We start from the raw sequence: 24,823 nt of genomic DNA on the forward strand, positions 1-24,823 counted from the left end.
ACGCTTATGAGCGAAACGCAGAACCAGAACACCGAAAAGGCCCCACTCCAACTGCCCGAGGGCACCGTCCCCATCATTCCGGTACGCAACGTGGTACTGTTTCCCGGGGTCATCATCCCCCTGAGCATTGGCCGCGACCGCTCCATCGCCGCGGCCCAACAGGCGCTCAAGGCAGAACAGCCGGTGGGGCTGTTGCTGCAGAAGGACCCCGGCATCGACAACCCGATGCCCAGCGACCTGCATCCCGTCGGCACCACCGCCACCATCCTGCGTTACGTCACCGGCCCCGACGGTACCCACCACATCGTGGTGCAGGGGGAAGAACGCTTCCGGGTCAAAGAATTCAAGGAAGGCTATCCCTTCCTGGTGGCCGAAATCGAACCGATCACGTCCACAGAGGCGGAGGAAAGCCAGCGGCCCGAGGTGGAGGCGCGCATGGTGCGTCTCAAGGAATTGATCGGCGAACTGCTGGAACTGATGCCCCAGGCGCCCTCGGAGCTGGTCAACGCGGTCCAGCAGATCACCGACCCGGCGACGCTGGCGGATATGATCGCCGCCTTCATCGACATCGAGGCCGAAGAAAAGCAGAAGCTGCTGGAGACCCTCGACGTCGCCGAGCGCCTCGACAAGCTCCTCGACCACGTCGCGCACCGTCTGGAGGTGCTGAAGCTGTCGAAAGAGCTCTCCGAGCGCACCAAGAAGACCATGGACGAGCGCCAGCGCGAATACCTGCTGCGCGAACAGCTCAAGACCATCCAGAGGGAACTGGGCGAGGAGGAGGAAGGCGCCGATATCGAGGAATTGCGCCAGGCCATCGAAGAAGCCGGCATGCCCGAGGAGGTCAAGGAACACGCCCTCAAGGAACTCAAGCGCCTGGAACGGATGCACGAGTCCCAGGCCGAATACGGCATGCTGCGCACCTATCTGGAGTGGCTCATCGAGCTGCCCTGGTCGAAGGAGACCGAGGAGAAGCTCGACATCAAGGCGGCCCGGCGCATCCTCGACGAAGACCACCACGACCTGGAGAAGGTCAAACGCCGCATTCTCGAATACCTGGCGGTGCGCAAGCTCAATCCCCAGGGCAAGGGGCCGATCCTGTGCTTCGTGGGCCCCCCGGGCGTCGGCAAGACCTCCCTGGGCCAGTCCATCGCCAAGGCCACCGGGCGCAAGTTCGTGCGCGTCGCCTTAGGGGGCGTCCATGACGAGGCCGAAATCCGCGGCCACCGCCGTACTTACATCGGCGCCATGCCCGGCAAGATCATCCAGGCGATCCGCAAAGCCGGCGCCAGGAACTGCGTGATGATGCTCGACGAGATCGACAAGCTCGGCATGGGCGCTTTCCACGGCGATCCGGCCGCCGCCCTGCTCGAGGTGCTCGACCCGGAGCAGAACGCCAGCTTCGTGGACAACTACCTGGGCGTGCCCTTCGACCTCAGCAAGGTGATGTTCATCTGCACCGCCAACGTGCTCGATACCATCCCGCGGCCACTTCTCGACCGCATGGAGCTCATCGAGATTCCGGGCTACACCGAAACCGACAAGCTCCACATCGCCCGCCGCTACCTTGTCAGGCGCCAGCTGGAGGCCTGCGGGCTGAAGCCGGAGCAGGTGGAAATCACCGCTGAAGCCATCCGCACCATCATCCGGCATTACACCCGCGAGGCCGGGGTGCGCAATCTGGAGCGGGAGATCGGCGCGGTGTTCCGCTGGGCCGCGGTGCAGATCGCCGAGGGCAAGGCGGACCACATCCGCATCGATGCCGACGACATCCAGAAGATCCTCGGACCGCCCCGTTACGAGAACGAGGTGGCGATGCGCACCAGCGTGCCGGGGGTGGCCACCGGCCTGGCCTGGACCCCGGTCGGCGGTGACATCCTCTTCATCGAAGCCACCAAAACCCCGGGCAACGGCAAGCTGATCCTCACCGGCCACCTGGGCGACGTGATGAAAGAGAGCGCCCAGGCCGCCCTGACCCTGGTCAAGGCCCGCAGCGACAGGATGGGGATCGACCCCAAGGTGTTCAGCGAATGCGACGTCCACGTCCACGTTCCCGCCGGCGCCACGCCCAAGGACGGCCCCAGCGCGGGGGTGGCGATCTTCGTCGCCCTGGTCTCCCTGTTCACCGACAAGCCGGTGCGTCCGGACGTGGCCATGACCGGCGAGATCAGCCTACGCGGGCTGGTGCTGCCGGTGGGCGGCATCAAGGAAAAGGTCCTGGCGGCGCTGCAGGCCGGCATCGAAACCGTGATGTTGCCGGCCCGCAACAAGAAAGAGTGGGAGGACATCCCCGAGGAAGCGCGGGAGAAACTGCGCTTCGTCTGGCTGGAGAACGTCGATCAGGCCATCGTCGAGGCCATCGGGCCCGAGGTGCTGAAGCCGTAGCGATCCGGCATCTTCCTGGCAATGTCATGTAAACTGATTCGGGGGTGGGCCTGGTTCACCCCCGATTTTCATTACCACGCTACTGGGCCGGCGGCTTGTCGGACTTGCAGCCAAGCTGGGCGGCCGCTCCACCAAACCGGAAGAACCCGGCATACCGGTCGATCAACTCAGTGGCGAGGAAGCGGAGAAACGCAGCCAGGTCCTGCTCAAAGCCATGATCGCCGCCGAAGCCGATTCCAAGGAAACCACGGCGCAATCTATCTGGTTTCCCGCCTGGTCATCGACACCGCCAATGAACAGGAACGGGCGTATCTCGATACGCTTGCCGGAGCGCTCGGGCTGGAACCGGATCTCATCCGCCAGCTGGAACGCCAGGCGGCCAAGGAAGCGGGCTGACGGCCGGTCGGGTTACGCCCTTTACGGGGCTTAACCCGACCTGTTTTCCGATCCGGCCAGGAGCAGGCCCCGCAGCAGGCCCAGCTGATGCTTGACGATGGTGGCGTTCACCGGCCCCATCCGCAGCAATTGCTTCTGCGCCGGACTTAAAGCCTCCAGCTTGGGATCGGCGAACTTGTACATCACCGAAGGCTTGACCAGCCGGATCTCGCCGCGCGGCTGAGGCGTCTGCAACAGATGCTCGGCGGCCTTCAGCAGGGTGTCTTCGAAACGGCTGCCCGGGGGGGCGAATTCGGCATAGACCTGGTCAACCAGCGGCTCGGCGAGCTGGTACAAACGCCACAGCAGCTCCATGTCGAAGGCTTCCACAGCGGCCGCCAGCAGATCGTAACGGTGATAGCTGGCCGGATCGATCACGTATTGCCCGTCACCCGTTTCCCGGGCGCGGAAGGGGTCTTCGGGCGCCCAGAAGGCGAAGGCCTTGCGCGGCACCTTGCCCTGGGAAACCTCGCTGGCCAGAAGCACCGCCTTGCGCAGCAGATCGTTGGTTTCCGCCAACCACTGATTGAAGCGGGGATTGCGGTTGACCTTGGCAAGTTCATTACGAAGCCAGGCGTCGCTGGCTTCGATCGCCGCCGGCGGCGGGGAGAATTCCACCGAGGTGTCGGCGCGGGCGACGAACTCGTCGGCGCCCTCCTCCCCGGTGGTTTCTTCCTGCGGCGTCTGATCCGGGGATTTCGCTTCGGACGCCGGAGGATGTCGTTCGACCACCGCCACTTCTTCCTCGTCCAGAACCGCTTTCTGCTTGAGCTGATAAGCCCACCACAGCACGTAACCCGTGCCGGCGATCAGGGCGATCATGACGAGGGACCAGAGGATGCGGCGCAGGGGGGACGGTGTCAGGTCGATCTTGGATGGATCGGTCATGGCGAATCCTGGGAGGGAAGAAGCGGGAGGGAAATGGTAGGCGCGGGCAGGATTGAACTGCCGACCCCTGCCGTGTGAAGGCAGTGCTCTCCCACTGAGCTACGCGCCTGAAGTCCAGGTTATTTTATGGATTTTTTCATCCTATGCAAGCGCTATTTCAAAACGGCGGCCTTCCCTGGCCACCGCCAGCCATCAGCCGGCGCATTCCTCCTGCTTCTCGTCCGGTTCGCGGGTGTCCATGTTCAAGGGCACGTAGGCCGGACACCAGCGCAGCACCGCGGTGGCGATGGGAATCAGGCCGAGTATCCCCCACCACTGCTTGAAATACAGGCCGGCGCCGGCGATGGCGACCCCGGCGATGATGCGGATCAGCCGGTCCTTGCGGCCGATATTGGGTTGCAGTTTCAACATGGTTCACCTCCTCCCGTCTCTGCTTGTTTTTGTCCCAGGGCCTCCTGCAGCAGGGCGTTGAAGCGCCGCACGAAGGCCGCGGGATCTTCGAGCTGGCCGCCTTCGGCCAGCACCGCCTGATCGTACAGCAAATGGCTCAGATCGTCGAAACGTTTTGACTCGTGCTCATCCCGCAGGCGCTCGACCAGTGGGTGTTTGGGATTGATCTCCAGCACCGGTTTGGAATTACCCGGCACCAGCTGCCCCGAAGCTTTCAGGATGCTTTCCATGCGCCGGCTGAGGCCGTAGGCGTCCAGCACCAGACAGGCGGGCGAGTCGGTCAGGCGCTGGCTGAGCTTGACGTCGGCCACCCGCCCGGCCAGAGCCTTGCGGATCCTGTCCAGGGTGTCCTGAAACGCCTGGGCCACCACTTCCTGAGCCTTTTTCTCGTTGTCATCGGCCAGCCGGCCCAGGTCCAGTTCGCCCTTGGCCACCGACTGCAGCGGCTTGCCCTCGAACTCGGTCAGATGGGCCACCAGCCACTCGTCCACCGGCTCCCACAGCAGCAGCACCTCGATGTCCTTGTGGCGGAACACTTCCAGATGGGGGCTGTTTTTGGCCGCCTGCGCGTTCTCCGCCACCAGGTAGTGGATCTTTTCCTGGCCTTCCTTCATCCGCGCCACGTAGTCGGCCAGGGAGACTTCCCCGCTCTCGTCCCGGGTGGAGGCAAAGCGCAGCAGCCTGGCGATGCGGTCGCGGTTTTTCGGGTCCTCGATGATCCCCTCCTTGAGCACGGTGCCGAACTGCTGCCAGAAGGTACGGTACTTGTCCGGCTCGTTTTTGGCCAGATCCTCCAACAGCCCCAGGACCTTCTTCACGGCCCCGGCGCGGATCCGCTCCAGGGCCCGGTTCTCCTGCAGGATTTCGCGGGAGACGTTGAGGGGCAGGCTGTCGGAATCGATGATGCCGCGGACAAAGCGCAGATAACGCGGCATCAGCTTCGGATCCTCCATGATGAAGACTCGGCGCACGTACAGCTTCACTCCGTGGGCGGGCTCCCGGTCCCACAGGTCGAAGGGAGCGCGCTTGGGAAGGTATAGCAGCAGGGTGTATTCGTCGCTGGTGCCCTCCACCCGGCTGTGGAGCCAAGCCAACGGCCCTTCGAAGTCGTGGGCCACGTGCTTGTAGAATTCCTCGTACTCCTCCGGGCGGACCTCGTCGCGGGGACGGGTCCACAGGGCCGAGGCTTTGTTGACCACCTCCTCGCCGGCGCCGCTTTCCTTCTTCATGACGATGGGGATGGGGATGTGGTCGGAGAACTTGCGGATCAGCTGGCGCAGGCGCACCGGATCGAGAAACTCGTCCTCGCCCTCGCGCAGATGCAGGGTCACCGCCGTCCCCCGCCGCGGCCGGGTGACGGTGGCGATCCGGTATTCCCCCCGGCCGTCGGATTCCCAGCGCACTCCCTCCTCCGCCGGCACCCCGGCCTTGCGGGTTTCCAGGGTCACCCGGTCGGCGACGATGAAGGCGGAATAGAACCCGACCCCGAACTGGCCGATGAGCTGGCTGTCCTTGGCCTGATCGCCGGTGAGCGACTCCAGGAACTTGCGGGTGCCGGAACGGGCGATGGTGCCGATGTGGTCGACGACCTCCTGACGGGTCATGCCGATGCCGTTGTCGCGCACCGTCAGGGTGCGGGCGTTCTTGTCGACGTCGATCCAGATCTTCAGATCGCTGTCGCCCTCGTACAGCCCTTCGTTGCCCAAAGCCAGGAAGCGCAGCTTCTCGGCCGCGTCGGCGGCGTTGGAAATCAGCTCGCGCAGAAAGACTTCCTTGTTGCTGTACAGGGAATGGATCATCAGGTCCAGGACCTGACGGGCTTCGGCCTGAAAGCCGATGGTTTCCGGATTCTGCAGGGTTTCGCTCATGATTCTGTCCGTTTCCTCCGCTGACAAACGACGACGGCCCGCATGCGGGCCGTCGATTTCCTATGGGGACGATTTACGATGTTTTCAAGCGATGAAACGACTACGCCCGGATACCGGCTCCCGCCCGAGCAGCAGGTCCCTGCGGCGCTGCTCGGCCAGATAGCGGCGGCGGTCGGCCCACATCAGATAGATGAAAGTGCCGATCAGGGCGACGAGCAACCACCAGCGCAACCAGAACAGCACGTGCATGACCTTGAGAACTTCCGGATGGCTGGCGGCGTAGGTGTTGAAAGCCTCGAAGAACTCGTACATCGGTCTTACCTCTAATAAAGGTCAACACCAGCACTGTACGCCTGCGGTTTTTCCAAGTCAACTGCTTGATCGGACAACAGCTTTTCCCGTAAAGTTTCGGGTTTTGGACGAAAGGAAGGGTCATGGCGCGGGAACAGTGGAAAAGCGAGTGGGGCTTTCTGATGGCGGCGGTGGGCTCAGCCATCGGCCTGGGCAACATCTGGCGCTTCAGCTATCTGGCCTACGAACACGGCGGCGGCGCCTTCCTGATTCCCTACCTCACCGCGCTGCTGACCGCCGGCATCCCGCTGCTGATTCTGGAATACGCCATCGGCCACGAACGCATCGGCTCGGCCCCCCTGGCCTACGCCAAGATCGGCCGGCGCTGGGAATGGCTCGGCTGGTGGGCGGTGTGCCTGACCCTGTTCGGCATTATGCTGTACTACAGCGTGGTGATCGCCTGGTGCCTGGATTATTTCTTCTACAGCTTCCGTCTCGCCTGGGGGGACGATCCCAACGCCTTCTTCTTCAAACGCTTCCTGCAGGTGTCCGACTCCCCCGCGGACCTGGGCGAGATCCGCACCCCCATCCTCTACGGCCTGATCGCCGTCTGGTTCTCAAGCTGGTGGATCGTCTATCGGGGCGTGCAACGGGGCATCGAACTGGCCAGCAAGATCCTCATGCCCACCCTGCTGGGGCTGACCGCCATCCTGGTGTTCTGGTCCCTGACCCTGGACGGGGCCCTGACCGGCCTGAAAGCCTACGTCACGCCCGACTTCTCCAAGCTCGCCAACCCCAAGGTGTGGATCGACGCCTACAGCCAGATCTTCTTCACCCTGAGCCTGGGCTTCGGCATCATGATCGCTTATGCCAGCTACCTGCCCGACAAGGCCGACATCACCGGCAACGCCCTGCTGACCGCCTTCATCAACTGCGGCTACTCCCTGTTCGCCGGCATCGCCGTGTTCGCCGTGCTCGGCTTCATGGCCAGCGCCGAGGGCAAGCCGCTGGCCGAGGTGGTGACCAAGAGCATCGGCCTGGCCTTCGTCGCCTATCCCAAGGCGATGTCGCTGATGCCCGGCGGCAACCTGTTCGGGGCGGTGTTCTTCCTGTGCCTGGTAGTGGCGGGGCTGTCGTCGGCGGTGTCGATCATCGAGGCCTTCGTCTCGGCGGTGGTGGACAAGTTCGACGCCCCGCGGGGGCCACTGACGACCGGGGTCTGCATCCTCGGCCTTCTCGGCTCCATCGTCTTTTCCACCCGCGCCGGCCTGCTGTGGCTCGACATCGTCGATCATTTCCTCACCCACTACGGTCTGGTGCTGGTGGGGGTGCTGGAATGCCTCGTCATCGGCTGGTTCTTCCGGCTGCCGCTACTGCGCGAGCACGTCAACCGGATCTCATCGTTCCGCCTCGGGGCTTACTGGGACGGGCTGATCAAGTTCTTCGTCCCCCTGGTGCTGCTGTTGATTCTCGCCGGAGATCTGTATCAGGACGTCACCGAACCTTACGGGGGCTATTCCTGGGTGGCGCTGATCCTCATCGGCCGCGACTGGCTGCTGGCCAACCTGGCTTTAGCATTCGTCCTCGCCAACCGACCCTGGCGCACCGAAAACCACCGCCGCCGCGGGCGGAGGCTGACATGAGCCACCCGGCCTTCGCGCTCGACCCCGACCTGATCTACCTCAACCACGCCGGCGTGGGTCCCTGGCCCAGGCGGACCCAGGCCGCCGTCGCCGCCTTCGCGGAGGAAAACGCCCGCCAGGGGGCGGCGTGCTATCCCGCATGGCTTCAGGTGGAAGCCCGCCTGCGCCGGCGCCTCAAGGCGCTTCTCAACGCCCCCTCCAGCGACGACATCGCCCTGGTGAAAAACACCTCCGAGGCCATCTCCTTCGTCGCCATGGGACTGGTCTGGCGCGAAGGCGACAACGTGGTCACCAGCAACGAGGAATTCCCCTCCAACCGCATTCCCTGGGAGGCGCTGCGGAGCCGGGGGGTGGAACTGCGCCAGGCCGATCTTGCCGCCGGCAAAACTGCAGAGGAGGCCCTGTTCGCGCTGGTGGACCGGCGCACCCGCCTGCTCACCGTCAGCTCGGTGCAGTACGCCACGGGACGGCGCATGGACCTGGAGCGCATCGGGGAATTCTGCCGCCGCCGCGGCCTCCTGTTCTGCGTCGATGCCATCCAGAGCCTGGGCGCCCTGCGGGCGGACGTCCAGGCCTGGCAGGCCGATTTCGTCATGGCCGACGGCCACAAATGGCTGCTGGCCCCGGAAGGGCTGGGGCTGTTCTACACCATGCCCGAAGCCCGCGACCGCCTGCAACTGCTGGAATACGGCTGGCACATGGTGGAGCACGCCGGCGACTACGACCGCCGCGACTGGCGGCCAGCCGCAAGCGCCCGCCGCTTCGAGTGCGGCAGCCCCAACATGCTCGGCATCTTCGCCCTGGAGGCCAGCCTGGCGCTGCTGCAGGAAACCGGCATGGAAACGGTGGAACGCCAGGTGCTGGCCAACGCCGCCTGGCTGATCGAACGCATCCAGGCCGACCCGGATCTGGAGCTGCTCACCCCGTCAGACCGCCACGCCGGCATCGTCACCTTCCGCCCCCGCCAGGGCGATCCGGCACGGCTTTTCGAACAGCTGCGCCGCCGGAAGGTGATCTGCGCCCTGCGGGGTGGGGGCATCCGCTTCTCGCCGCATTTTCACAACGACACAGGCCAGTTGGACCGGGCCTTGTCGCAGACTACACTAAGTTTGCGATAACGGCATTTCTTCCGCAGGATATAAAGAAGCCCCTCAACAACCTCACAACTGCCCGGTGTTCATCAATTTTTATCGGCGCATCTGCCTGTTTGTTCTGCTTTGGCTGGCCTCCTTGGACGGCCTGGCGATTGAGACGCAGCAGCTGACCCCCGGATTCTATCCGGCGTTGCGGGTCGGCTATGCCTGGCTGGACAATGTCTTCCGCAGCGAGAAGCAGGAAAAAGCCGACACCGTGTTCCAGGCCCGTCCTATGCTACACTGGAAAGCAGGCACAGTCGTTTATGATCTCAATGCACGCTACCAGGGGAACTACGGGGTCTATCGCGTGCTGGACGAGCAGGATTACATGGACCACACCCTGTCCATCGGCTTCGGCCTTCATCCCACGGAAAAAATGGCCCTGGAGCTGAGCGATCGTTACAAAATCGGGCACGATCAACCCGGTATATCGGGGACTCAGGTGTTCGCCCCACCAAAACCCAACCGCTGGCACGATAATCGCTTCCGTGCCCAATTTACCTACGGTCGCCGGATCGCCACAGCCCAGCTGCAACTGGCCTATGAGGAGGCCACCCGAAGATTCCAGAACAATCAGCGCGAATTCTCCGACAGAAACCAACACACCGGCACCGCCACCTGGCTCTATCATGTGCTGCCAAAGACCTGGCTCGTAACCGAATTCCAGTACCAGATCAACGATTTCCAGATGAACAAAGCCTTCGACCAGGATTCCGATCAATGGCACGTCTTCCAGGGGGCCAGCTGGGAAATCAGCGCCGTCACCCAGGGCGAGATCCTTCTGGGCTACCTCCGCAGTACCCCCAAGGACCAGCGGTTCTTCAAGCCTTTTTCTGGATTTGGCGCTCGCATTTCGATCAACTGGCAGCCCAGGACTTATTCCAGAGTCACCCTGAGGGCCGAACGTATGCCCCAATTGGGCAGCACTGCCAGCGCTTTTTTCCTCGCCAACAGGATCGGCCTGACCCTGCAACACGAACCAACCGAGCGCATCCGCATCCAAACCAGCGCGGCTTACGAAAAGGATGACTACAGTTTCAACAGGTTCGGCCCGGAACGGCAGGATCGTTTCCTTAGATTCGGGCTTGAGATAAACTATGCAATGCTGCACTGGCTGAATCTCGGTCTGGGATACAGCCATGACATCCGTAATTCGTCTTTGCGGCTTAGTGACTATGCCGCAAACACCATAAGCTTCCATGTTCAGATACTGCCAGAATATGCCCGTAACCCTTAAAGTCCTTGGTTTTCTTGTCGCCTTTTTTTTGCTCGACCCGATGCTGCTGGCAGAGGAAAACGACGAAAGTTATCAGGTCGCCCCCGGCGATGTACTGACCATCCGGGTATTTGGAGAACCGGATCTCAGCTTCGATGAAGTGCCGATCAATCCAAACGGCATACTCTCGTTTCCTCTGATCGGGGATGTCAAGGTTGCCGGGCTCACCACCAAAGCGATCGAGAAGGAGATCGAACGGCGCCTTGCAGACGGCTACCTGAATAAACCCATCGTCACCGTCTCCATCAGGCGCTTTCGCAACATTTATATCCGCGGCGAGGTCAGAAAACCGGGAGCCTACCCTTATGAGAAAGGCCTGACGGTGGAAAAAGCCATTGCCATGGCCGGAGGCCTGACGCCCAGGGCCTCCAAAAGCACCATCACCCTGAAGCGGGAGAAAGGCCGAAAAGAGATCGATGCAGACATGCAAACCCCATTGCACCCAGGTGACATCGTCACCATCGGCCAAAGTTTCTTTTGATTCAACCACACTTTAAGCGCAGATTGCCCTATGCAGCATCCGGTCCCGAAATTGACGCCATTGCCCGCCGACACCCAGCCGAACACCGCCTTATTGCCCCATCCCATTCCAGACGACGAGGAAGAAATCAACCTCCTCGACTACTGGCTGATTCTCAAACGCCACAAATGGGGCATCCTTGCCTTCGTTCTGCTGGGACTCTTCATCGCTTTTCTGATTGCCTTCAACGCGCAACCCCTTTACAAGTCCCGTGTCCGGCTCATCGCCGAACCGGTCATGCAGCGCGTTGCCGACCAGGTCGGTCCTTACCAGTCGGTCAACACGGCGTGGGTGTTTTACAAGACCCAATACGAACTGATCGCCAGCCGAGCCATCGCCGAAAAGGTCATTCGCAAGCTGGATCTGGTCCATAACCCGACCTTTACCGGTGCCGATCGCAAAAAACTGTTTGAGCTGCCCAAAATCGACTGGCGCGCCTGGATTCCCAAAGCCTGGTTGCCGGAAACACGGGGAAAAAAGGGAGCAAACATCCGGGAAATGGACCCTCTGGCGCCTTTCGTCGATCTGCTGCTTTCCAATCTCAAGGTGACCGGAGATGAGGAAAGCGCTGTCATCACCGTCGAATACACCGCCCCGGATCCGGTTTTGGCCGCCCAGATCGCCAATGCCATCGCCCAGGCCTACATCGAGTTCTCGATGGAATCCCGAATGGAGACCACCCAATCGGCAACTCAGTGGCTCAAGGATCAGCTCAAGGAGGTGCAGGACAAACTGAAAGCCTCCGAAGAAGCCTTGCAGCGTTTCCAGGCCCAGGAAAACCTTATCGATACGGAAAATTCCCAAAAAATCGCAGCAACCAAGCTGGCATCCCTGTCAGCTGAATTGGTTCGGGCCCAGGCGCAACGAAGCGAACTGGAAGTTCGCTACCGTCAGGTAAAGGCGATCCTCGACAGCGGCACCAGTCTGGAGTCCGTCAGTTCGGTACTCAACAACCGGGTGATCGAACAGCTCAAGGCCCAGTTAGTCCAGCGCCTGCAGGCGGTCCGCGAAATGTCGGAGCGCTACGGCCCCAAACACCCCAAAATGATCGCGGCCAATTCCGCCCTCGAGGAAGCCCGTAAAGCCCTGCGTCAGGAAATCGACAAGATTGCCGCCAATCTGCGCAAGGAACTGGAAGTGGCGCGGGCGCGGGAGCGGGAATTGAAACAATTGATCGCGGACCAGGAAAATACCATCATCCGCTATCAGGACAAAAGCTTCAAGCTAGCCCAACTGGAACGCGACGTTAAAACCCAACGGGAACTTTATGAAAACTTGTTGGAGAAAGCCCGCCAGCTGGAAGCCCAGCACAATTACAACCTTCCTAACATTACCGTCATAGAAAAGGCACACCCGGCCCTAAGGCCATTCAAGCCGAAGAAAGCCCAGATTCTCTTTATCGGCTCTGTACTGGGGGGATTCCTGGGGGTATTGATCGCATTCCTGAGGGAATATCTGGACAATACGGTCAAAACGGAAGAAGACGTCGAGAAAAAAATCGGGCTGCCACTGCTCGGCGTCACCCCCCTGCTCGACAGCAAAGAATTGCATGGCTCGCCTCCAGAACATGTTTATCTGAATGGGCAGCCTCATAAGTTTGTCGAAGCTGTCAACTACATAAGAACCGGGGTATTGTTTTCCAATCTTGACCGCCCCCCACAGACCATCATGATTACTTCCTCCGTACCCAACGAAGGAAAAACCACGTTGGCATGCAATTTGGCCACGGCCTTCGCCAGGCTGGACACCACCTTGTTATTGGAAACCGATTTGCGCAAACCCAGGCTGGGGGAAATTATCACCAAATCCCCCAAAGGCCTGACCGAGGTCCTTCTGGGGGAGGCCCGGTTGGAAGAGGTTCTGATTCAGGACAGGCAGGAAGGCAACCTTTATTATTTGGCTGCCGGCATGATCCCGCCACACCCCCTCGAGGCGCTGTCGTCCCATGCCTTCCAGGAGCTGGTGGCAAAACTGAAACAACGTTTCACCCACATTGTCTTCGATACCCCACCCATCAACGCGGTCAGCGATCCGTTGGTCATCGCACGCATGAGCGATGCCATCGCCATGGTCGTCAAGGCCGACGATACACCGATCAACTCAGTGATGGCCGCCCTGAAACGATTACAGACCGTGGAAAAGCGGCCGACCGGCATCGTTCTCAACCAGTTGGATCTGGAAAAAGCCGCCTATTACGGCTATCACGGCTACTACGGTGAGACCTACGGAGATTACCAGTACGGCCAGGTTGCCCCTTCTAGCAGTGCCTGAACAACTGATTGACATTCATAGCCACATACTTCCCCGGTGTGGACGATGGAGCGTCCACAGCGGAAGATGCGCTGGCCATGCTTGAAATGAGCCAAAGGGAAGGAATCGGGATTCAATGGCTGACCCCCCACCTGGGACGCCCCCCCTTCGATTTGCCATGGCCGGAGCTGCAACAGCGTTTTCAGGCTTTCCGGCAACAGGTCATCCAGCACGGGCTGGCCATCGAGGTCCATTTGGCCGCCGAAGTGCATATAGGCCCGCATATCCTGACGCTGGTCCAGCAAAACGCCCTGCCCTGTTGCGGCCAATGGGAAGGGGACCCCGCCTTTCTTCTGGAACTTCCCTTCGAGCGGATTCCCCATGGCACGATCAATCTGATTCACTGGCTGACCCGACAGGGTGTCCGCCCGATTCTGGCGCATCCGGAACGCCTGCGCCCTCTGCAAACCGATCCGGGAAAACTCGAAGCCTTCGTCGATGCCGGCTGCCTGGTCCAGGTCACGGCGGCCAGCCTGACCGGAACCTTCGGTGCCCGGACTTATGAAGCAGCCAGGGTCTTTCTACAAGCAGGTCAGGTCCACTTTCTGGCCAGCGACTGTCACAATCTTCAACGGCGCCCTCCGGGGCTGCGCCACGGACTTGCCGTCGCCACTGACCTGATCGGAGAAACCGCAGCCAAACGTTTGGTAAGCGACAACCCCGCCCGGTTGCTGTCTTCCGTGTGCGCGTGAATGTCCCGTTCGATAATGCGCCTTGGCCCTTTACGACACTGGATTCCCTTTCTGCGTCCGGTATGGCCGTACATCGCCCTGGGAGTCGGGCTGCAAGGCATTGCCCAGGGGGCACTCCTGGCCGCCCCCTGGATCGCCGGACGCATCACCGATGACTTACTGCAGCCTCAAACAGACAGCATACCCTGGCAAACCCTTACCCTGTTCCTATCGCTGCTCCTGATCCGAAACCTGCTGAGTTTCTTCGCCACCTGCCTCACCGGCACAGCCCACGAAAACCTTCTGGCCCGGTTGCAAGAAAAGATTCATGCCCATTTGCTGTCATTGCCCCTGGGCTTTTTCCATCAACATTCACGACGCGATCTCAGCGTGCTGCTCCACCATGAGGCTGCCCATGTCGCTGGTTTCCTGGCGCTCACGCTCCCCCCCCTGTTGCCTCATACGCTGCTTTTACTGGCGATCACCGGCATACTGACCGCTTTGGCCCCCCTCCCGGGACTGGCATTGGCCCTGTTGCTACCAACAGGTTATGGAATCAGCCGGTGGTTCGGAGGAAAACTGCACCGGCTGGCCGATCAGATCCTTACCAGCTACGACGAGGCCCTCGCCTGCGCGCGCGACAATCTTGCCCGCATTCAGGAAATCAAAGCCTTTCACCGGGAAGATTTCGAAAACGTTCGTTTCCGCGATTGCTTACAGCAGGTCTTTCAGCGCAGTCGCCGTTATGTCATCGGGCAGGCATTATTCACCCTGGCGATCCAGAGCGCCATCGCCGCCACCCTGGTGGCAGCCGTTTCCTGGAGCGCCCTGGAAACGGTCAACGGACGGCTAAATACGGCTCAGCAATTCAGCTTTCTGATGTATGCCCTGCTGCTGTTCTACCCCCTCAATTCCCTAAGCGGCATCTATGGCAAATTGCAGCAGGCCAGCGCCGCCGCCCGCCGGCTGAATGCGATCCTGGAAACCCCAGCGGAGAGACACCAGGGTTACCGGCTCCGCCACCGGGACGCCGAGGGCGATATTCTCTTTAACCGGGTATCCTTCGCCTATCCCGGTCAGGCACCGATCCTGAATGACCTGACACTCCCTATCGAGGCGGGAACCACGGTTGCCCTCATCGGTCCCAACGGCAGCGGTAAAAGCACCCTGATGGCCCTGTTGCTGCGCTTCTACGATCCTGACAGCGGCATCATTACCATCAACGGCCGCAACCTGGCTGCGTGCAGCCCGGCAAGCGTCCGCCAACAAATCGCCTATGCCGGCCAGCACACCCGCCTGTTCCACGACACCCTGTTCGCCAACATCCTGTATGGCAATCCGGAAGCGGATCGCAGGCAACTGGAAGCCGCCTGTGAGGTCGCCCAACTGGATGCGTTGATCGCCTCGCTGCCCAAAGGGGGCGAGACGGAAATCGGTCCCGATGGAGTACGATTGTCCGGAGGGCAGCGTCAGCGCGTCGCCCTGGCCCGGGCACTGATCAAGGATGCGCCGATTTTGATATTGGACGAGGCCACTTCCCAGTTCGACCCCAAAGGGGAACACCGTTTTCTCCAGGCGGCACGGGAGCACTTCGCCAAAAAAACCGTGATTCTCATCAGCCATCGCCCCCATAGCCTGGAAGTGGCCGATCGGGTGTTTCAAATGGGAAAACCATGAGGAGAGCGCAGAAACTGCGCTTTGTTTTGCGCCATGCCCCCTGGATTGCCGAGGCCTGGGGGCGGTTGCTGCTGGCCCGCTTCCGCCGGCGGCCGTTCCCCCCCCCGGCATCCCGGGGGCAGCCCCGCCCCCTGGATGTCCTGGTACGCTGCTTTCAGATCGCCGCCGCCCATCATCTTTACCGTCCCACCTGCCTCCCCAGGAGCATTGCGCTGCAACATTTTCTGAAACGCCATGGTCATCCGGCGGTATTGCGGATCGGGGTCCACAAGGAAGAAAAAGGTATCAGAGCCCATGCCTGGGTCGAGGTCGATGGGCGGATCGTGGACGACGATCCAATGAATGCCAAACGCTATCACCCTTTACGGACCCGCCACGATGATAGGAGAAATTGAGCAACTCAACTTCCAGGATCACTCCGCTACCGATGAATGCCAAAGACAAACTTCATGTTCTGGTGATCGCCTTGATCGTCGCTTTGACGCTCATTGGCATCACCATGCCAGGTCCAGTCAAAAGTCACCTGGACCAAAAAATCCAGTCCCGGATGCTTCACCTGGAACGTCATGTCAACGCCATGATCTTCGGCCCCAGGGAGACGAAATTTCATCCCCGGGATTTCTTCTTCGGCCGCTTCCCTCCCAGCAAATTGGGCCATACCTTCGTGTTTTTTATTTTGACATTGGCGGCCTTGTGGAAATTGCCCAGCCATGGACGCATGGCGATCTGTCTGCTCAGCATCACCCTGTTCGCCGCCTCGACCGAGATACTGCAGTTCTTCGCAATAGAACGCATGCCGGCATGGTCGGATTTCGAACGCGATCTGGCGGGGATCTTAGTAGCGGCAATGTTCATTGAACTCAGGCGGTTGAAAAACTCCAGCCGCCAACGACCGAATGCCTGACAAGCCCGTCGCCATGACGGGTAGTCACCGCCACCCACCCGCCTGGTTGTTCTATTGCTTCCTCGGCCTGTTCGTGTGGGTCCCCCTCCCCCGTGCCAGCAACCGCCCCGAAGCCTGGGGCCTGCTGGAGATACTCACTTTTTTTCTGCTTCAGGTCTGGCTGTGGCAGCAGCTGCGACACCGCCACCCTCTGCCTGCCGCGATCCGGACCGCAAAACCCGCCTTGTGGCTTTGGGGAATATGGCTGGCCTGGGGATTGACCCAGCTTCTTCCCCTGCCCCCCGAACTGCTTTTCCGACTGGCACCCAAGACCGCTGAATTGCAGCATCTTCCCCCGCTGGCAGCCGCCCGCTGGGCGCCCCTGTCCCTTTCTCCCCACGATACGCTCGTCCAATGGCTCAAAAGCCTGTGCTACGCCGCCTGGTTCTTGCTGACCCTCGTTCTGGTCAACTCCCGGCGCCGCTTACGCCTGCTGGCCGCCGTCATCACCGTCAGCGCCGCCCTACAGGCGGTGTATGGAACAGCGATGACGCTCACCGGGCTGGAACTCGGGTTTCTGACCAAAAAGTTCGCCTATGTCGGCACCGCCACCGGCACTTTCGTCAACCGTAACCATTTTGCCAATTATCTGGCGATAGCCGACCTGGTGGCCGTGGCTGCGATTCTGGCCCAATTGGAGGACAAACAGCGGCCGGTCTCCTTGGGTTGGCGTAATCTGTTGAACTGGTTGATGAGCGGCAAGATGTGGCTGCGCATCGCCCTTTTGTGCATCGCCGTCGGTATTGTCACTTCGCGATCCCGCATGGGCAACACCGTTTTTTTTCTCGGACTGCACCTGGCAGGAGTCCTGGCCTTTATCCACTGGCCCCGCCCGACCCGACCGGCCATCCTGATCCTGCTTGCCAGCATGATCCTCTTGGATGTTTTCATCATCGGCTCTCTGGTGGGTCTGGAACGGGTCGCCCAACGGATGGAACAGACCTCGCCAGCCACCGAAGGACGTGACGAGATCGCCCGCGACACCCTGCACTACTGGCAGGATTTCCTCTGGACCGGCTCCGGCCTCGGCACCTATGCCATCCTCCTGCCACACTACAAACAGGGGGATGTCAAAGGATTTTACGACCATGCCCACAACGACTATCTGGAACTGGCCGCCGAGGCCGGCTTGACCGGCATGGTGATTCTTGGATCACTGGTCATCCTTTCCCTGCGGCAAAGCTGGATCGCCTTCCGGCGCAGCCGCCATCCCTGTTACCGTTCACGGGCTTGCCACTGGAAGTGGTTGAGGTTCCGGCAGGGGCAGGCGGAAGGTGACCTCGCCCTCTGCCATGCCCTGGGCGCAGATGGTCCGCAGGGTCTGATAGACGCCGATCTTGAGGCGCTTGCAGGTTTCGACCAGCGACAGGATCATGGGTCGGAAGCAGTCACCGCGATGCGACTGGCTGAAGAAACTGGTCTTGCGCCAGATGACATAGGGGCGTAGGGCACGCTCTGCCGTGTTGTTGGTCATCGGTACCCCGGGATGGTCCAGGAAGGTCCAGAACCTGGGAAAATCGTCCAACAACTTGCGGCAGCTGCGACCGGTTTTGTTGTCGCCATGTCTTTGGGCGGCCTGTTCCAGTTCGCGCCGGAAGAGGGCTTTGAGGCGTTCCAATCGCCTTCGGTAGCGGTCGGATGGGTAATGGCTCTGTTGCCAGAGCTTGCCGTAGTGAACCGTCAGGCGGGCGGCCCGGAGCAGGCGTTCGCCATCTTCGCCGGCCTGTCCCTTGCGCCCGGCGATCCGTTCCAGGTTGCGGATGAGATGCGCCCAGCAGTATTGGTGTGAGTCCTGGGGATGGTCGTTGTAGGCCCCGTGGCGGTCGGTCACCAGGATCCCCTGGAAATCCCCCAACAGCTCACCGGCCGCACCCTTGCCGCGGGAATAATGGGTCAGGAAATACGCCATCTGATCGGTCGTCAGCGCCCACAGCCAATAGATGCTGCGGCCCCGGTAGTGGCGGGTCTCGTCGGCATGGGCGATCAGCGCTTTTCTGACCGCCTCGCCAATCTGGTTGTAGACCGGACCCAGCCACGCCTGCAGCGGGATCTGGCTCTGGCTGATCGCCCCCAGGCTGAATTTCAGACCCCATTGTTCTTCCAGCAGCGCTTCGACTTCCCGCAGCGACAGGTGATAGCGCCCCGTCATCAAGCCAATCCACGCCACCAGCCCAGGTCCCATCTGGCCGCGGGGAACCTCATCCGGTAGCCGCCCCTGGTGCTTCTCACCACAACACCCACAGCGGCCTTCATACACCCGGTGTTCGACCACCCGGTAACGAATCTCGGGCAGGTCGAACACCTGATGGGGACGGAATCCCCGCACCGCCACCGACCCACCGCACTCGCAGCGGCCATGGGGAAAGTAATGCCGGACCTCGTCCACTGCTTCTGCCGGAACCAGAGCCCGCTCGTGCCTGGGATGTCCCACCTGCGCCCCTTTCTTGCGTCCCGTCGGTCGCTTGCCCTTGCGCTCGGCGCGCTTCTTCGTGCTGTCCTGGGAAGGTGGTTGGGAGGAATTGTCGGACCCCAAGGCCAACTGTTCCTCCAGTTCTTCCACTCGCGCCTGGATCTGCTGAAATTCTCCCAGCGCCCGCCAAAGCGCTTCGATCACCCGGTGGCATTCCTCCACCGTCCCGGGCAAGGGAGGTGGGCGGCTCAGGTCCAGATCAAGTCTTTCCATGGCCCGCATTCTCCTGAATCTTCAGGCACTTGGCAAGACCGTGAACGGGTACCATCCCTGGAAACGGGCCCTGGCGCTGGCCTCGCTTACCGCGATCCTGATGATGCTGCTGCATGCCACCGTGGATTTCAGCCTGCAGATACCCGCCAATACGGTCCTGTTCACCCTCATGCTGGCACTGGCCTGGGTCTGCGCCACCCCCGCTTCGGCCAAACCGTCAGCCGACCTGCCCCGCCTGTCATGGGCGGTCCTCCTCCCCACCCTGATCGTTCTGCAGGTGCTGGCCTTCCGCCTGTCGGCCTCCGATTACATCAGCAACGAATCCTTTGCCAAGGTACAAAGCTGGCAGGCCACCTCCCCCCCTCCCTGGAACGAATGGCGGCAAACATACCACCTGCAACAAAAAGCCGTTTCCCTTGCCCCGGACAACGCCTGGGCACTGGTCAACCTGGCCCGCCTCAACCATTGGCGGCACGCTTTCACCAACGGGCGGCAGCCGGAAATCGACCGCGTGTCCCTGCAGCAGCTGCTCCGTGCAGCGGCGGCACAGCCTGCCGACGCCAGGATCTGGCTGGCCATCGCCACCGCCCACCTGCACCAGGGACAGGTGGGTTCCCTGTTTCGACAAGCCGTTCACCATGCCTTCCGGCTGGCCCCCTGGGAAACCAAGCTGCAATGGTCCCTGCTCCGCCTCCTAACCGCGGCGTATCCTTATCTGAAACCCAAGGAACGTACTTTGCTGTGCACGGTTCTGAACCACAACCTGCGCCTGCAACCGGACCGTACCCGGCGCTACCTGCTCGATAGTAAAATTCCAGCTGGACGCTGCTCAGAAACAACTGCCGGGACTGTAGAACCCAATGCCCCTTGAATGTCAGTTTTTTTTACACCCTTGAATGTCAGTTTTTTTTACACCCTTGAATGTCAGTTTTTTTTACACGCAAAAGCCCGGTACCAGACCATTCCGATATGATTTGAAAAAAATCATTGACATAGAAATCCGGCATTTAATTTGCTTGGAAGATTTATCCAACTGATCCAATTTGTTGAGTTTGGAGGCAATGATGAAATCCGTACGACAAACTATGATGTTTCTGGGCTTGACGCTGACCCAACCGGCTGTCGCCTTCGACATCGCTTTCGATTACACTTACGGTGGTTCCTTTTTCGATGCCTCCATCCAGAACATTCTCGACAGCGCCGCCGCCGTTTACGAAAGCCAAATCACCGATACCCTGGCAGATACCTCGGGTTTCAGCATCTCCATTAACAATCCTTCCGACCCAAACCAACAGGTGCAAGTCAGCGCATCACCCGGGGACACAGTCACCATCTATCTCGGCGCCCGGGACCTGGGGTCCGGCATTCTGGGCCAGGGCGGTCCCAGTTGGTTCGAAGGCAACAATCCTCCAAGAACCGCCTCCAGCAATGAATTCGAACCCGCGCTTGGGGTCATCACCTTCAACAACGCCTTCAACAACTGGTATATCGACAACGATCCCAGTACCACTGAATCGTTCAGCGGCTACGATTTTTACTCGGTCGCCCTGCACGAGATCGGCCACGTCATGGGCATCGGCACCGCGCCTTCCTGGAATGCCCAGATCCAGAACGGCCGGTTCACCGGAACCCAAGCCGTCAATGTCTATGGCGGCAACGTGCCCCTCACCAGCGACGGCGGCCACTGGGCCGAGGGCACCCAAAGCACGGCCAACGGCCAGACTCAGGAAGCGGCCATGGACCCCACCATCGCCAACGGCCAGCGCAAACAGCTAACCGACCTGGACTGGGCTGCCCTGGACGATATCGGCTGGAACGTAAAAGACATTTCAGTGAGTCCGAACTCATGAACCGGCAACAGCGTTACCATATCCCCGACTACGTGCTGTTTCAGCAGCTGGAAAACGAGACCGTCCTCCTCAACCTGGAGGACGGTTATTATTACGGCCTCGATGATCTGGGAACCCGGATCTGGCAGATGTTGAAGCAAGGCGACAGCCTGGGCGAATGTCTGGAATGGATTCTAGAAAACTATGAGGTTTCGCCGGAACAGGCCGAAAAGGATCTTGAGGCGCTGATCCGGCACATGACTGAAAAGGGGCTGATCGAACCCGCCGGTTCATGACAATCCACCATCATTCGCTTTACAGCCTGAACCTGGCCAGCGACTTCGATCTCGGACTACCCCCTGCCCGGGGAAAAACGGATCTGCGGATCTGTCGCGGCGCAGGCCATGGCGTGATCCTCCGGCTGGCGACCGGACAGGCCTGGCTTGATCCGGAGGCCGGAATGATCCATTTCCAACCCGATCCGCAACTGGATGCGGAGGACGTCCGGCAGATCATCCTCAACGTCCTGCTGCTGGAAATGCTGCCCCGGCTCGGCTACGTCTGTCTCCACGGCAGCGCCGCCACCTACGGCGGTTACACCCTCGCGGTGCTCGCCCCCCAGGGCACCGGCAAGTCCACCTACGTCGCCGCCCTGGCATCCCGGGGCTGGCAGCTGCTCAGCGACGATCTACTGATCATCAAGGCGGAAAGGCTGACCCTCCAGCCCGGCATCCCCCAAATCCGCCTGTGGCAGGACAGCATCGAAACCCTTGGCTGGCACCGCCGCCCCCGTCATCCCGACCGTTACCGGCCCGGTAAATTCGCCCTGCCGCTGCAGACCGACCCGCACCCCCGCCGTCCCGGCGCCATGATCGTGCTGGAGCGGGGAAACGGGGAAATCAGACGGCTCTCACCTGCGGAAGCCTTTTTCAGCCTGCTCAACAACAGCTTCCCCCTGCAGATTCCAAGTCGCCAGGCCGAAGCCCTGCGCTTTCAGACGCTCAGCCGCCTGAGCTGTGATCTTCCGGTTTACCGCCAGTCCCTGACACCCCGCATCCAGGAAAACATCCGCCGCGCGCTGGATGCCATCGCCCCGGCAAGCATGGCGACAATCCAAAAAGAAATCCCGCGGCAAGCACGGGATTCCTGAAGATTGGGGGCCCCCTCTAGGGGGAAGGCGGCTGGAAGCCCCCCCCCCCGCCGGGGCCGATTCCACCCGGCCCCGGCGGGCCGCCGGCGGGAATGGAGGTGCGCCCCAGGGTCAGATGGGAGACCCCCCCATACTCGGTCAACCTGGGGGGTTGGTAGGCCTGCTTCTTTTCTTGCTGATTCATCGTCGATACCTCGAAAACTTCATCCACATTTTGAGTATGGCATATTTATCCGCTGCCGCACCATCAGGCCGAGCAATCCGATGCCCATCAGCAAGAGACTGCCCGGCTCCGGCACGGTGAACTTCCAGCCGTGGATGAAAACGCCGTTGACGTAGGAATCCACCTGCCAGTCACCCCGCTCGTCCAGAACCAGAGGGTCGGTGAAGAACTGCCATCCGGGTCCCAAAGCACTGGAAAGGGTGCTCCACGGCACCTCGACATCGTTCCGCTGCTTGTCGGTGGCAGGATCGGCCATGGTGGAAGGGGCGTTCCACACCACGGTCCAAACCAATTTATCAACTAGAGATGATCCCCAATTGCTCAAAGCGGCATTGAGGGCAGCTTGGGACAGATGGGTGAAATCGAACAGCTCACCCGCCCGTACCGTATCACCAAAGGAAAACATATCCAAAGCCGCCGGACCACCGCTTTTCTGCGGTACCGGTGTTCCGGAACCGGTATCGAGATAGGTCACGACCCCTGCCGGAACTGCGTTTTCCGAGATGGTGATGACATCGGTCCCGTCCGGCACCCCGGCCACTCCACTGGCCCCTGTTGCCGTATCTCCATCGATGTCGCAGTAGGGATAACTCCCCGCGCAGTTCAAAGGCGTCGCCCCCGCAACGCCCCCGGCCAGCAGCAAGGCCAGCCCCAAACAAAAACGTATCAATTTCATCGCTGAGTCTCCCACAGAATCGATCCGATTATAGTCAAGCAAAAATCATTCCTTTTTTTATTTTCTTATTTACATCCAATATGTTACAGAACAACCGCTGACCTTGAAAAACAAGTCGGCAGGCAATTTGTAAAAAATCCTGACAACCTACAACCGCTCCAGCCTGGAATCATAATCCGGGTCGCCCCAGGCCTTCAACCCCGCAGGCAACTTGCACAACAGACAACCCACCCGGGCCGGGAGGTTTTGCCAGCCCGGGGCATAACAAACGTTGCGCCAGGTCCAGGGCAGCAGGTTCAGGCGGTAGTAAACCGTCAGCGCCGTGCGCCATACCGCTTCCCGCCAACCGGGCGTTTCCGCCGGCACCGAAAACCGCAGCCCCATCAGCAGCCGCCGCGCGTTCCAGCGCGCCCACCGCCCGGCCTGATTCAGCAATGGCGTCTTCGTCCCGAACAATTCGCCGGCAAGCACCGCATACGCCAGCAGCGGCGTGCGAAAATCCTGGCGCTCGCACAAGGACAGCAGCGCCCGCCAGTCGATCCGCTCCCGGTAACGCGCCGCCAGCCAGGCAAATTCCGCCACCTGCATCAGATTGACCCGGGCGGACAGATACTCCTTTTTGAGGGCGTGGAGCACGTTGTGCAGCACCCTTTCGGCAGGGGCCGGAATGGCCGTTCGCCGCCCCTCCCAGACGACCTCCTCCCGATGCCGCCAGGCCCGCTCCGCCGGAAGAATACGATCCCCTTGGCCGTAACAAACCCGATAATGAATCTCGATCATCACCTGATGGCGGGCATCATAAAACGGCGGCAGGTGATGGTGGCGGCGGTCAAACATGTTCCCCGCTAACACCGCCTCCGGCGGGCATTCCTCGCGGAAAGCGTTCTCCAGCAACACCTTCCGGGCCCGATCCTTTTGGGACTCCGGCACCAGAATGTCGAGATCCCCCATAGGCCTGGCGCCGGGATCGCCATACAGACCGTCGCAGAAGGTCGCCGCCCCCTTGAGCAACAGGGTCTCAATGCCGGCTTGCTCGAACAAGTCCAATATTCCAAGCAGGCAGTGACGGTGGCGCAGATAGCGCACCGTGTCACGACGGTAGGCCGCCTTCAGCGCAACCACCACCCCGGCGGGCAATTGCGCCAGAAGCCCATGGCGTTTAAGATTGACATACAACAAGGAAGCACAGCCGTGGGCCTGTGCGTAGGCAAGCCTCAGGGGCAATAACTCAGCGGAATCAGGATTGACGCATCCAGACAGATCGGGGGCCAGCAACCTGGACAACAGCCTCACCGCACCACCGCCGGCTATCTCTGGCAACAAATCAGCCACCAACGCCAAACTCCGCCTTGAACCAGCTCCAGATCCCCAGGGAATACCCCGGGATCAGGTCGATCCCCAGGGCCGACTTGACCAGATACAGCACCAACAGCCCAAACAACGTCGCCACCGTCACCAGGCTCCCCAGAAACACTGCCTCGGTCCAACGCATCATCCGCTCGATCCGGCGCGGCAGACGGCGGCGATCGCGCCCGAAGAGGATCACGTAATAAAAACGCCAGCGCCACAGGGGAATCGTGCCGCGCAGATCCACCGGATGGATCTTCCACTGCCGCGCCCCCAGCGCAATCTTGAGGCCGAGGAGTTGCTCGTCGCTGAAACTGTCGCGCAGTTCCGCCGGCAGACGGGTCAGCAGACCGCGGACGAAGGGATCGTTGCGGATGGTGTCTTGTTTCCCGGTAGTACCCGGCGGCGGGTGATGGCGGGTCATT

Annotated in this window: 25 protein-coding genes, 1 tRNA gene and 1 pseudogene; 16 read left to right on the forward strand and 11 right to left on the reverse strand. The window is 61.0% G+C overall.

The window, feature by feature from the left end; genetic code table 11:
* Positions 1-6: 6 nt before the first annotated feature.
* Positions 7-2,382 carry an endopeptidase La gene (gene lon / locus MCIT9_RS09395; protein ID WP_317704636.1) on the forward strand — a complete coding sequence of 792 codons (2,376 nt, stop codon included), beginning with the start codon at positions 7-9 and terminating at the stop codon, positions 2,380-2,382.
* Between the two features lie 79 nt (positions 2,383-2,461).
* Here the strand turns inward: lon and MCIT9_RS09400 are convergent, their stop codons facing one another.
* Positions 2,462-2,638 carry a hypothetical protein gene (locus MCIT9_RS09400; RefSeq protein WP_317704637.1) on the reverse strand — a complete coding sequence of 59 codons (177 nt, stop codon included), beginning with the start codon at positions 2,636-2,638 and terminating at the stop codon, positions 2,462-2,464.
* A 23-nt stretch (positions 2,639-2,661) separates the two neighbouring features.
* Here MCIT9_RS09400 and MCIT9_RS13705 point away from each other — a divergent pair, with 23 nt between their 5' ends.
* A complete protein-coding gene (locus tag MCIT9_RS13705; protein WP_422880210.1) occupies positions 2,662-2,778 on the forward strand; it encodes a hypothetical protein in 117 nt (38 codons plus the stop codon).
* 30 nt (positions 2,779-2,808) lie between these two features.
* On the opposite strand, the gene MCIT9_RS09405 is transcribed toward MCIT9_RS13705, so the two are convergent.
* The 5 genes from MCIT9_RS09405 to MCIT9_RS09425 form a co-directional block, all read right to left on the reverse strand.
* Positions 2,809-3,705 (reverse strand): DUF3014 domain-containing protein, encoded by an 897-nt coding sequence (locus tag MCIT9_RS09405; RefSeq protein WP_317704638.1) that lies wholly within the window; start codon positions 3,703-3,705, stop codon positions 2,809-2,811.
* 34 nt (positions 3,706-3,739) lie between these two features.
* A tRNA-Val gene (locus MCIT9_RS09410) sits at positions 3,740-3,814 on the reverse strand.
* Between the two features lie 83 nt (positions 3,815-3,897).
* Complete coding sequence (locus MCIT9_RS09415) at positions 3,898-4,116, reverse strand: YgaP family membrane protein (RefSeq protein ID WP_317704639.1); 219 nt, start codon at positions 4,114-4,116, stop codon at positions 3,898-3,900.
* Positions 4,110-6,023, reverse strand: a complete 1,914-nt coding sequence (htpG, locus tag MCIT9_RS09420; protein WP_317704640.1) for a molecular chaperone HtpG — start codon at positions 6,021-6,023, stop codon at positions 4,110-4,112. Before htpG ends, MCIT9_RS09415 begins: the two co-directional genes overlap by 7 nt.
* Before the next feature lie 84 nt (positions 6,024-6,107).
* Positions 6,108-6,335, reverse strand: a complete 228-nt coding sequence (locus MCIT9_RS09425) for a hypothetical protein (protein WP_317704641.1) — start codon at positions 6,333-6,335, stop codon at positions 6,108-6,110.
* A gap of 122 nt (positions 6,336-6,457) precedes the next feature.
* On the opposite strand from MCIT9_RS09425, the gene MCIT9_RS09430 reads away from it, so the two are divergent.
* The 10 genes and pseudogenes from MCIT9_RS09430 to MCIT9_RS09475 all read left to right on the forward strand — a co-directional run.
* Positions 6,458-7,957 carry a sodium-dependent transporter gene (locus tag MCIT9_RS09430; RefSeq protein ID WP_317704642.1) on the forward strand — a complete coding sequence of 500 codons (1,500 nt, stop codon included), beginning with the start codon at positions 6,458-6,460 and terminating at the stop codon, positions 7,955-7,957.
* A complete protein-coding gene (locus MCIT9_RS09435; RefSeq protein ID WP_317704643.1) occupies positions 7,954-9,075 on the forward strand; it encodes an aminotransferase class V-fold PLP-dependent enzyme in 1,122 nt (373 codons plus the stop codon). The genes MCIT9_RS09430 and MCIT9_RS09435 overlap by 4 nt, the downstream gene beginning before the upstream one ends.
* 55 nt (positions 9,076-9,130) lie before the next feature.
* Positions 9,131-10,330 carry an outer membrane beta-barrel protein gene (locus tag MCIT9_RS09440; protein ID WP_317704644.1) on the forward strand — a complete coding sequence of 400 codons (1,200 nt, stop codon included), beginning with the start codon at positions 9,131-9,133 and terminating at the stop codon, positions 10,328-10,330.
* Complete coding sequence (locus MCIT9_RS09445; protein ID WP_317704645.1) at positions 10,314-10,850, forward strand: polysaccharide biosynthesis/export family protein; 537 nt, start codon at positions 10,314-10,316, stop codon at positions 10,848-10,850. The genes MCIT9_RS09440 and MCIT9_RS09445 overlap by 17 nt, the downstream gene beginning before the upstream one ends.
* Before the next feature lie 60 nt (positions 10,851-10,910).
* The gene (locus tag MCIT9_RS09450; RefSeq protein WP_317704646.1) at positions 10,911-13,160 is read left to right on the forward strand and encodes a GumC family protein; all 2,250 of its coding nucleotides are present in this window, start codon (positions 10,911-10,913) and stop codon (positions 13,158-13,160) included.
* 38 nt (positions 13,161-13,198) lie between these two features.
* A complete protein-coding gene (locus MCIT9_RS09455) occupies positions 13,199-13,891 on the forward strand; it encodes a tyrosine-protein phosphatase (RefSeq protein ID WP_317706729.1) in 693 nt (230 codons plus the stop codon).
* On the forward strand, positions 13,892-15,547 hold the full coding sequence (locus MCIT9_RS09460; RefSeq protein ID WP_317704647.1) for an ABC transporter ATP-binding protein: 1,656 nt from the start codon (positions 13,892-13,894) through the stop codon (positions 15,545-15,547). It begins immediately after the preceding gene.
* Positions 15,544-15,942 carry a lasso peptide biosynthesis B2 protein gene (locus tag MCIT9_RS09465; RefSeq protein ID WP_317704648.1) on the forward strand — a complete coding sequence of 133 codons (399 nt, stop codon included), beginning with the start codon at positions 15,544-15,546 and terminating at the stop codon, positions 15,940-15,942. Before MCIT9_RS09460 ends, MCIT9_RS09465 begins: the two co-directional genes overlap by 4 nt.
* Before the next feature lie 32 nt (positions 15,943-15,974).
* Positions 15,975-16,451 (forward strand): VanZ family protein, encoded by a 477-nt coding sequence (locus tag MCIT9_RS09470; RefSeq protein ID WP_317704649.1) that lies wholly within the window; start codon positions 15,975-15,977, stop codon positions 16,449-16,451.
* Between the two features lie 742 nt (positions 16,452-17,193).
* Positions 17,194-17,628 (forward strand): annotated as a pseudogene (locus MCIT9_RS09475) (O-antigen ligase family protein); the annotation flags it as partial.
* An 84-nt stretch (positions 17,629-17,712) separates the two neighbouring features.
* Here the strand turns inward: MCIT9_RS09475 and tnpC are convergent.
* Positions 17,713-19,173, reverse strand: a complete 1,461-nt coding sequence (gene tnpC / locus MCIT9_RS09480; RefSeq protein WP_317704534.1) for an IS66 family transposase — start codon at positions 19,171-19,173, stop codon at positions 17,713-17,715.
* Between tnpC and MCIT9_RS09485 the strand changes: the two genes are divergently transcribed.
* The 4 genes from MCIT9_RS09485 (at position 19,172) to MCIT9_RS09500 (ending at position 22,152) form a co-directional block, all read left to right on the forward strand.
* A complete protein-coding gene (locus tag MCIT9_RS09485) occupies positions 19,172-20,044 on the forward strand; it encodes a hypothetical protein (RefSeq protein ID WP_317704650.1) in 873 nt (290 codons plus the stop codon). The genes tnpC and MCIT9_RS09485 overlap by 2 nt on opposite strands.
* A 229-nt stretch (positions 20,045-20,273) precedes the next feature.
* On the forward strand, positions 20,274-21,023 hold the full coding sequence (locus tag MCIT9_RS09490; protein ID WP_317704651.1) for a peptidase M10A and M12B matrixin and adamalysin: 750 nt from the start codon (positions 20,274-20,276) through the stop codon (positions 21,021-21,023).
* Positions 21,020-21,298 carry a PqqD family protein gene (locus MCIT9_RS09495; RefSeq protein ID WP_317704652.1) on the forward strand — a complete coding sequence of 93 codons (279 nt, stop codon included), beginning with the start codon at positions 21,020-21,022 and terminating at the stop codon, positions 21,296-21,298. Before MCIT9_RS09490 ends, MCIT9_RS09495 begins: the two co-directional genes overlap by 4 nt.
* A 164-nt stretch (positions 21,299-21,462) precedes the next feature.
* Positions 21,463-22,152, forward strand: coding sequence for a hypothetical protein (locus tag MCIT9_RS09500; RefSeq protein WP_317704653.1), 690 nt, complete (start codon positions 21,463-21,465; stop codon positions 22,150-22,152).
* A gap of 16 nt (positions 22,153-22,168) precedes the next feature.
* On the opposite strand, the gene MCIT9_RS09505 is transcribed toward MCIT9_RS09500, so the two are convergent.
* The 4 genes from MCIT9_RS09505 to MCIT9_RS09520 form a co-directional block, all read right to left on the reverse strand.
* Positions 22,169-22,336, reverse strand: coding sequence for a lasso RiPP family leader peptide-containing protein (locus MCIT9_RS09505; RefSeq protein ID WP_317704654.1), 168 nt, complete (start codon positions 22,334-22,336; stop codon positions 22,169-22,171).
* A gap of 19 nt (positions 22,337-22,355) precedes the next feature.
* Positions 22,356-23,051: a PEP-CTERM sorting domain-containing protein gene (locus tag MCIT9_RS09510; RefSeq protein WP_317704655.1), complete on the reverse strand. Its 696-nt coding sequence runs from the start codon at positions 23,049-23,051 to the stop codon at positions 22,356-22,358.
* 147 nt (positions 23,052-23,198) lie between these two features.
* Positions 23,199-24,383 carry a nucleotidyltransferase domain-containing protein gene (locus MCIT9_RS09515; RefSeq protein ID WP_317704656.1) on the reverse strand — a complete coding sequence of 395 codons (1,185 nt, stop codon included), beginning with the start codon at positions 24,381-24,383 and terminating at the stop codon, positions 23,199-23,201.
* Entirely contained in the window at positions 24,376-24,822 is a 447-nt protein-coding gene (locus MCIT9_RS09520; RefSeq protein ID WP_317704657.1) for a hypothetical protein, read from the reverse strand. Before MCIT9_RS09520 ends, MCIT9_RS09515 begins: the two co-directional genes overlap by 8 nt.
* Between the last annotated feature and the right edge of the window lies 1 nt (position 24,823).

Origin of the sequence: Methylomarinovum caldicuralii, from assembly GCF_033126985.1 — a bacterium.
Classification (GTDB): domain Bacteria; phylum Pseudomonadota; class Gammaproteobacteria; order Methylococcales; family Methylothermaceae; genus Methylohalobius; species Methylohalobius caldicuralii.

Excerpts from the sequence above, each read along its gene's own strand:
- MCIT9_RS09435 (WP_317704643.1), top strand. The coding sequence starts at position 7,954 with ATGAGCCACCCGGCCTTCGCGCTCGACCCCGACCTGATCTACCTCAAC.
- MCIT9_RS09460 (WP_317704647.1), top strand. The coding sequence starts at position 13,892 with ATGTCCCGTTCGATAATGCGCCTTGGCCCTTTACGACACTGGATTCCC.
- MCIT9_RS09465 (WP_317704648.1), top strand. The coding sequence starts at position 15,544 with ATGAGGAGAGCGCAGAAACTGCGCTTTGTTTTGCGCCATGCCCCCTGG.
- MCIT9_RS09430 (WP_317704642.1), top strand. The coding sequence starts at position 6,458 with ATGGCGCGGGAACAGTGGAAAAGCGAGTGGGGCTTTCTGATGGCGGCG.
- MCIT9_RS09485 (WP_317704650.1), top strand. The coding sequence starts at position 19,172 with ATGGCCCGCATTCTCCTGAATCTTCAGGCACTTGGCAAGACCGTGAAC.
- MCIT9_RS09520 (WP_317704657.1), bottom strand. The coding sequence starts at position 24,822 with ATGACCCGCCATCACCCGCCGCCGGGTACTACCGGGAAACAAGACACC.
- MCIT9_RS09405 (WP_317704638.1), bottom strand. The coding sequence starts at position 3,705 with ATGACCGATCCATCCAAGATCGACCTGACACCGTCCCCCCTGCGCCGC.
- MCIT9_RS09425 (WP_317704641.1), bottom strand. The coding sequence starts at position 6,335 with ATGTACGAGTTCTTCGAGGCTTTCAACACCTACGCCGCCAGCCATCCG.
- MCIT9_RS09505 (WP_317704654.1), bottom strand. The coding sequence starts at position 22,336 with ATGAATCAGCAAGAAAAGAAGCAGGCCTACCAACCCCCCAGGTTGACC.
- MCIT9_RS09470 (WP_317704649.1), top strand. The coding sequence starts at position 15,975 with ATGAATGCCAAAGACAAACTTCATGTTCTGGTGATCGCCTTGATCGTC.
- MCIT9_RS09415 (WP_317704639.1), bottom strand. The coding sequence starts at position 4,116 with ATGTTGAAACTGCAACCCAATATCGGCCGCAAGGACCGGCTGATCCGC.
- lon (WP_317704636.1), top strand. The coding sequence starts at position 7 with ATGAGCGAAACGCAGAACCAGAACACCGAAAAGGCCCCACTCCAACTG.
- MCIT9_RS09500 (WP_317704653.1), top strand. The coding sequence starts at position 21,463 with ATGATCCATTTCCAACCCGATCCGCAACTGGATGCGGAGGACGTCCGG.
- MCIT9_RS09495 (WP_317704652.1), top strand. The coding sequence starts at position 21,020 with ATGAACCGGCAACAGCGTTACCATATCCCCGACTACGTGCTGTTTCAG.
- tnpC (WP_317704534.1), bottom strand. The coding sequence starts at position 19,173 with ATGGAAAGACTTGATCTGGACCTGAGCCGCCCACCTCCCTTGCCCGGG.
- MCIT9_RS09445 (WP_317704645.1), top strand. The coding sequence starts at position 10,314 with ATGCCCGTAACCCTTAAAGTCCTTGGTTTTCTTGTCGCCTTTTTTTTG.
- MCIT9_RS09510 (WP_317704655.1), bottom strand. The coding sequence starts at position 23,051 with ATGAAATTGATACGTTTTTGTTTGGGGCTGGCCTTGCTGCTGGCCGGG.
- htpG (WP_317704640.1), bottom strand. The coding sequence starts at position 6,023 with ATGAGCGAAACCCTGCAGAATCCGGAAACCATCGGCTTTCAGGCCGAA.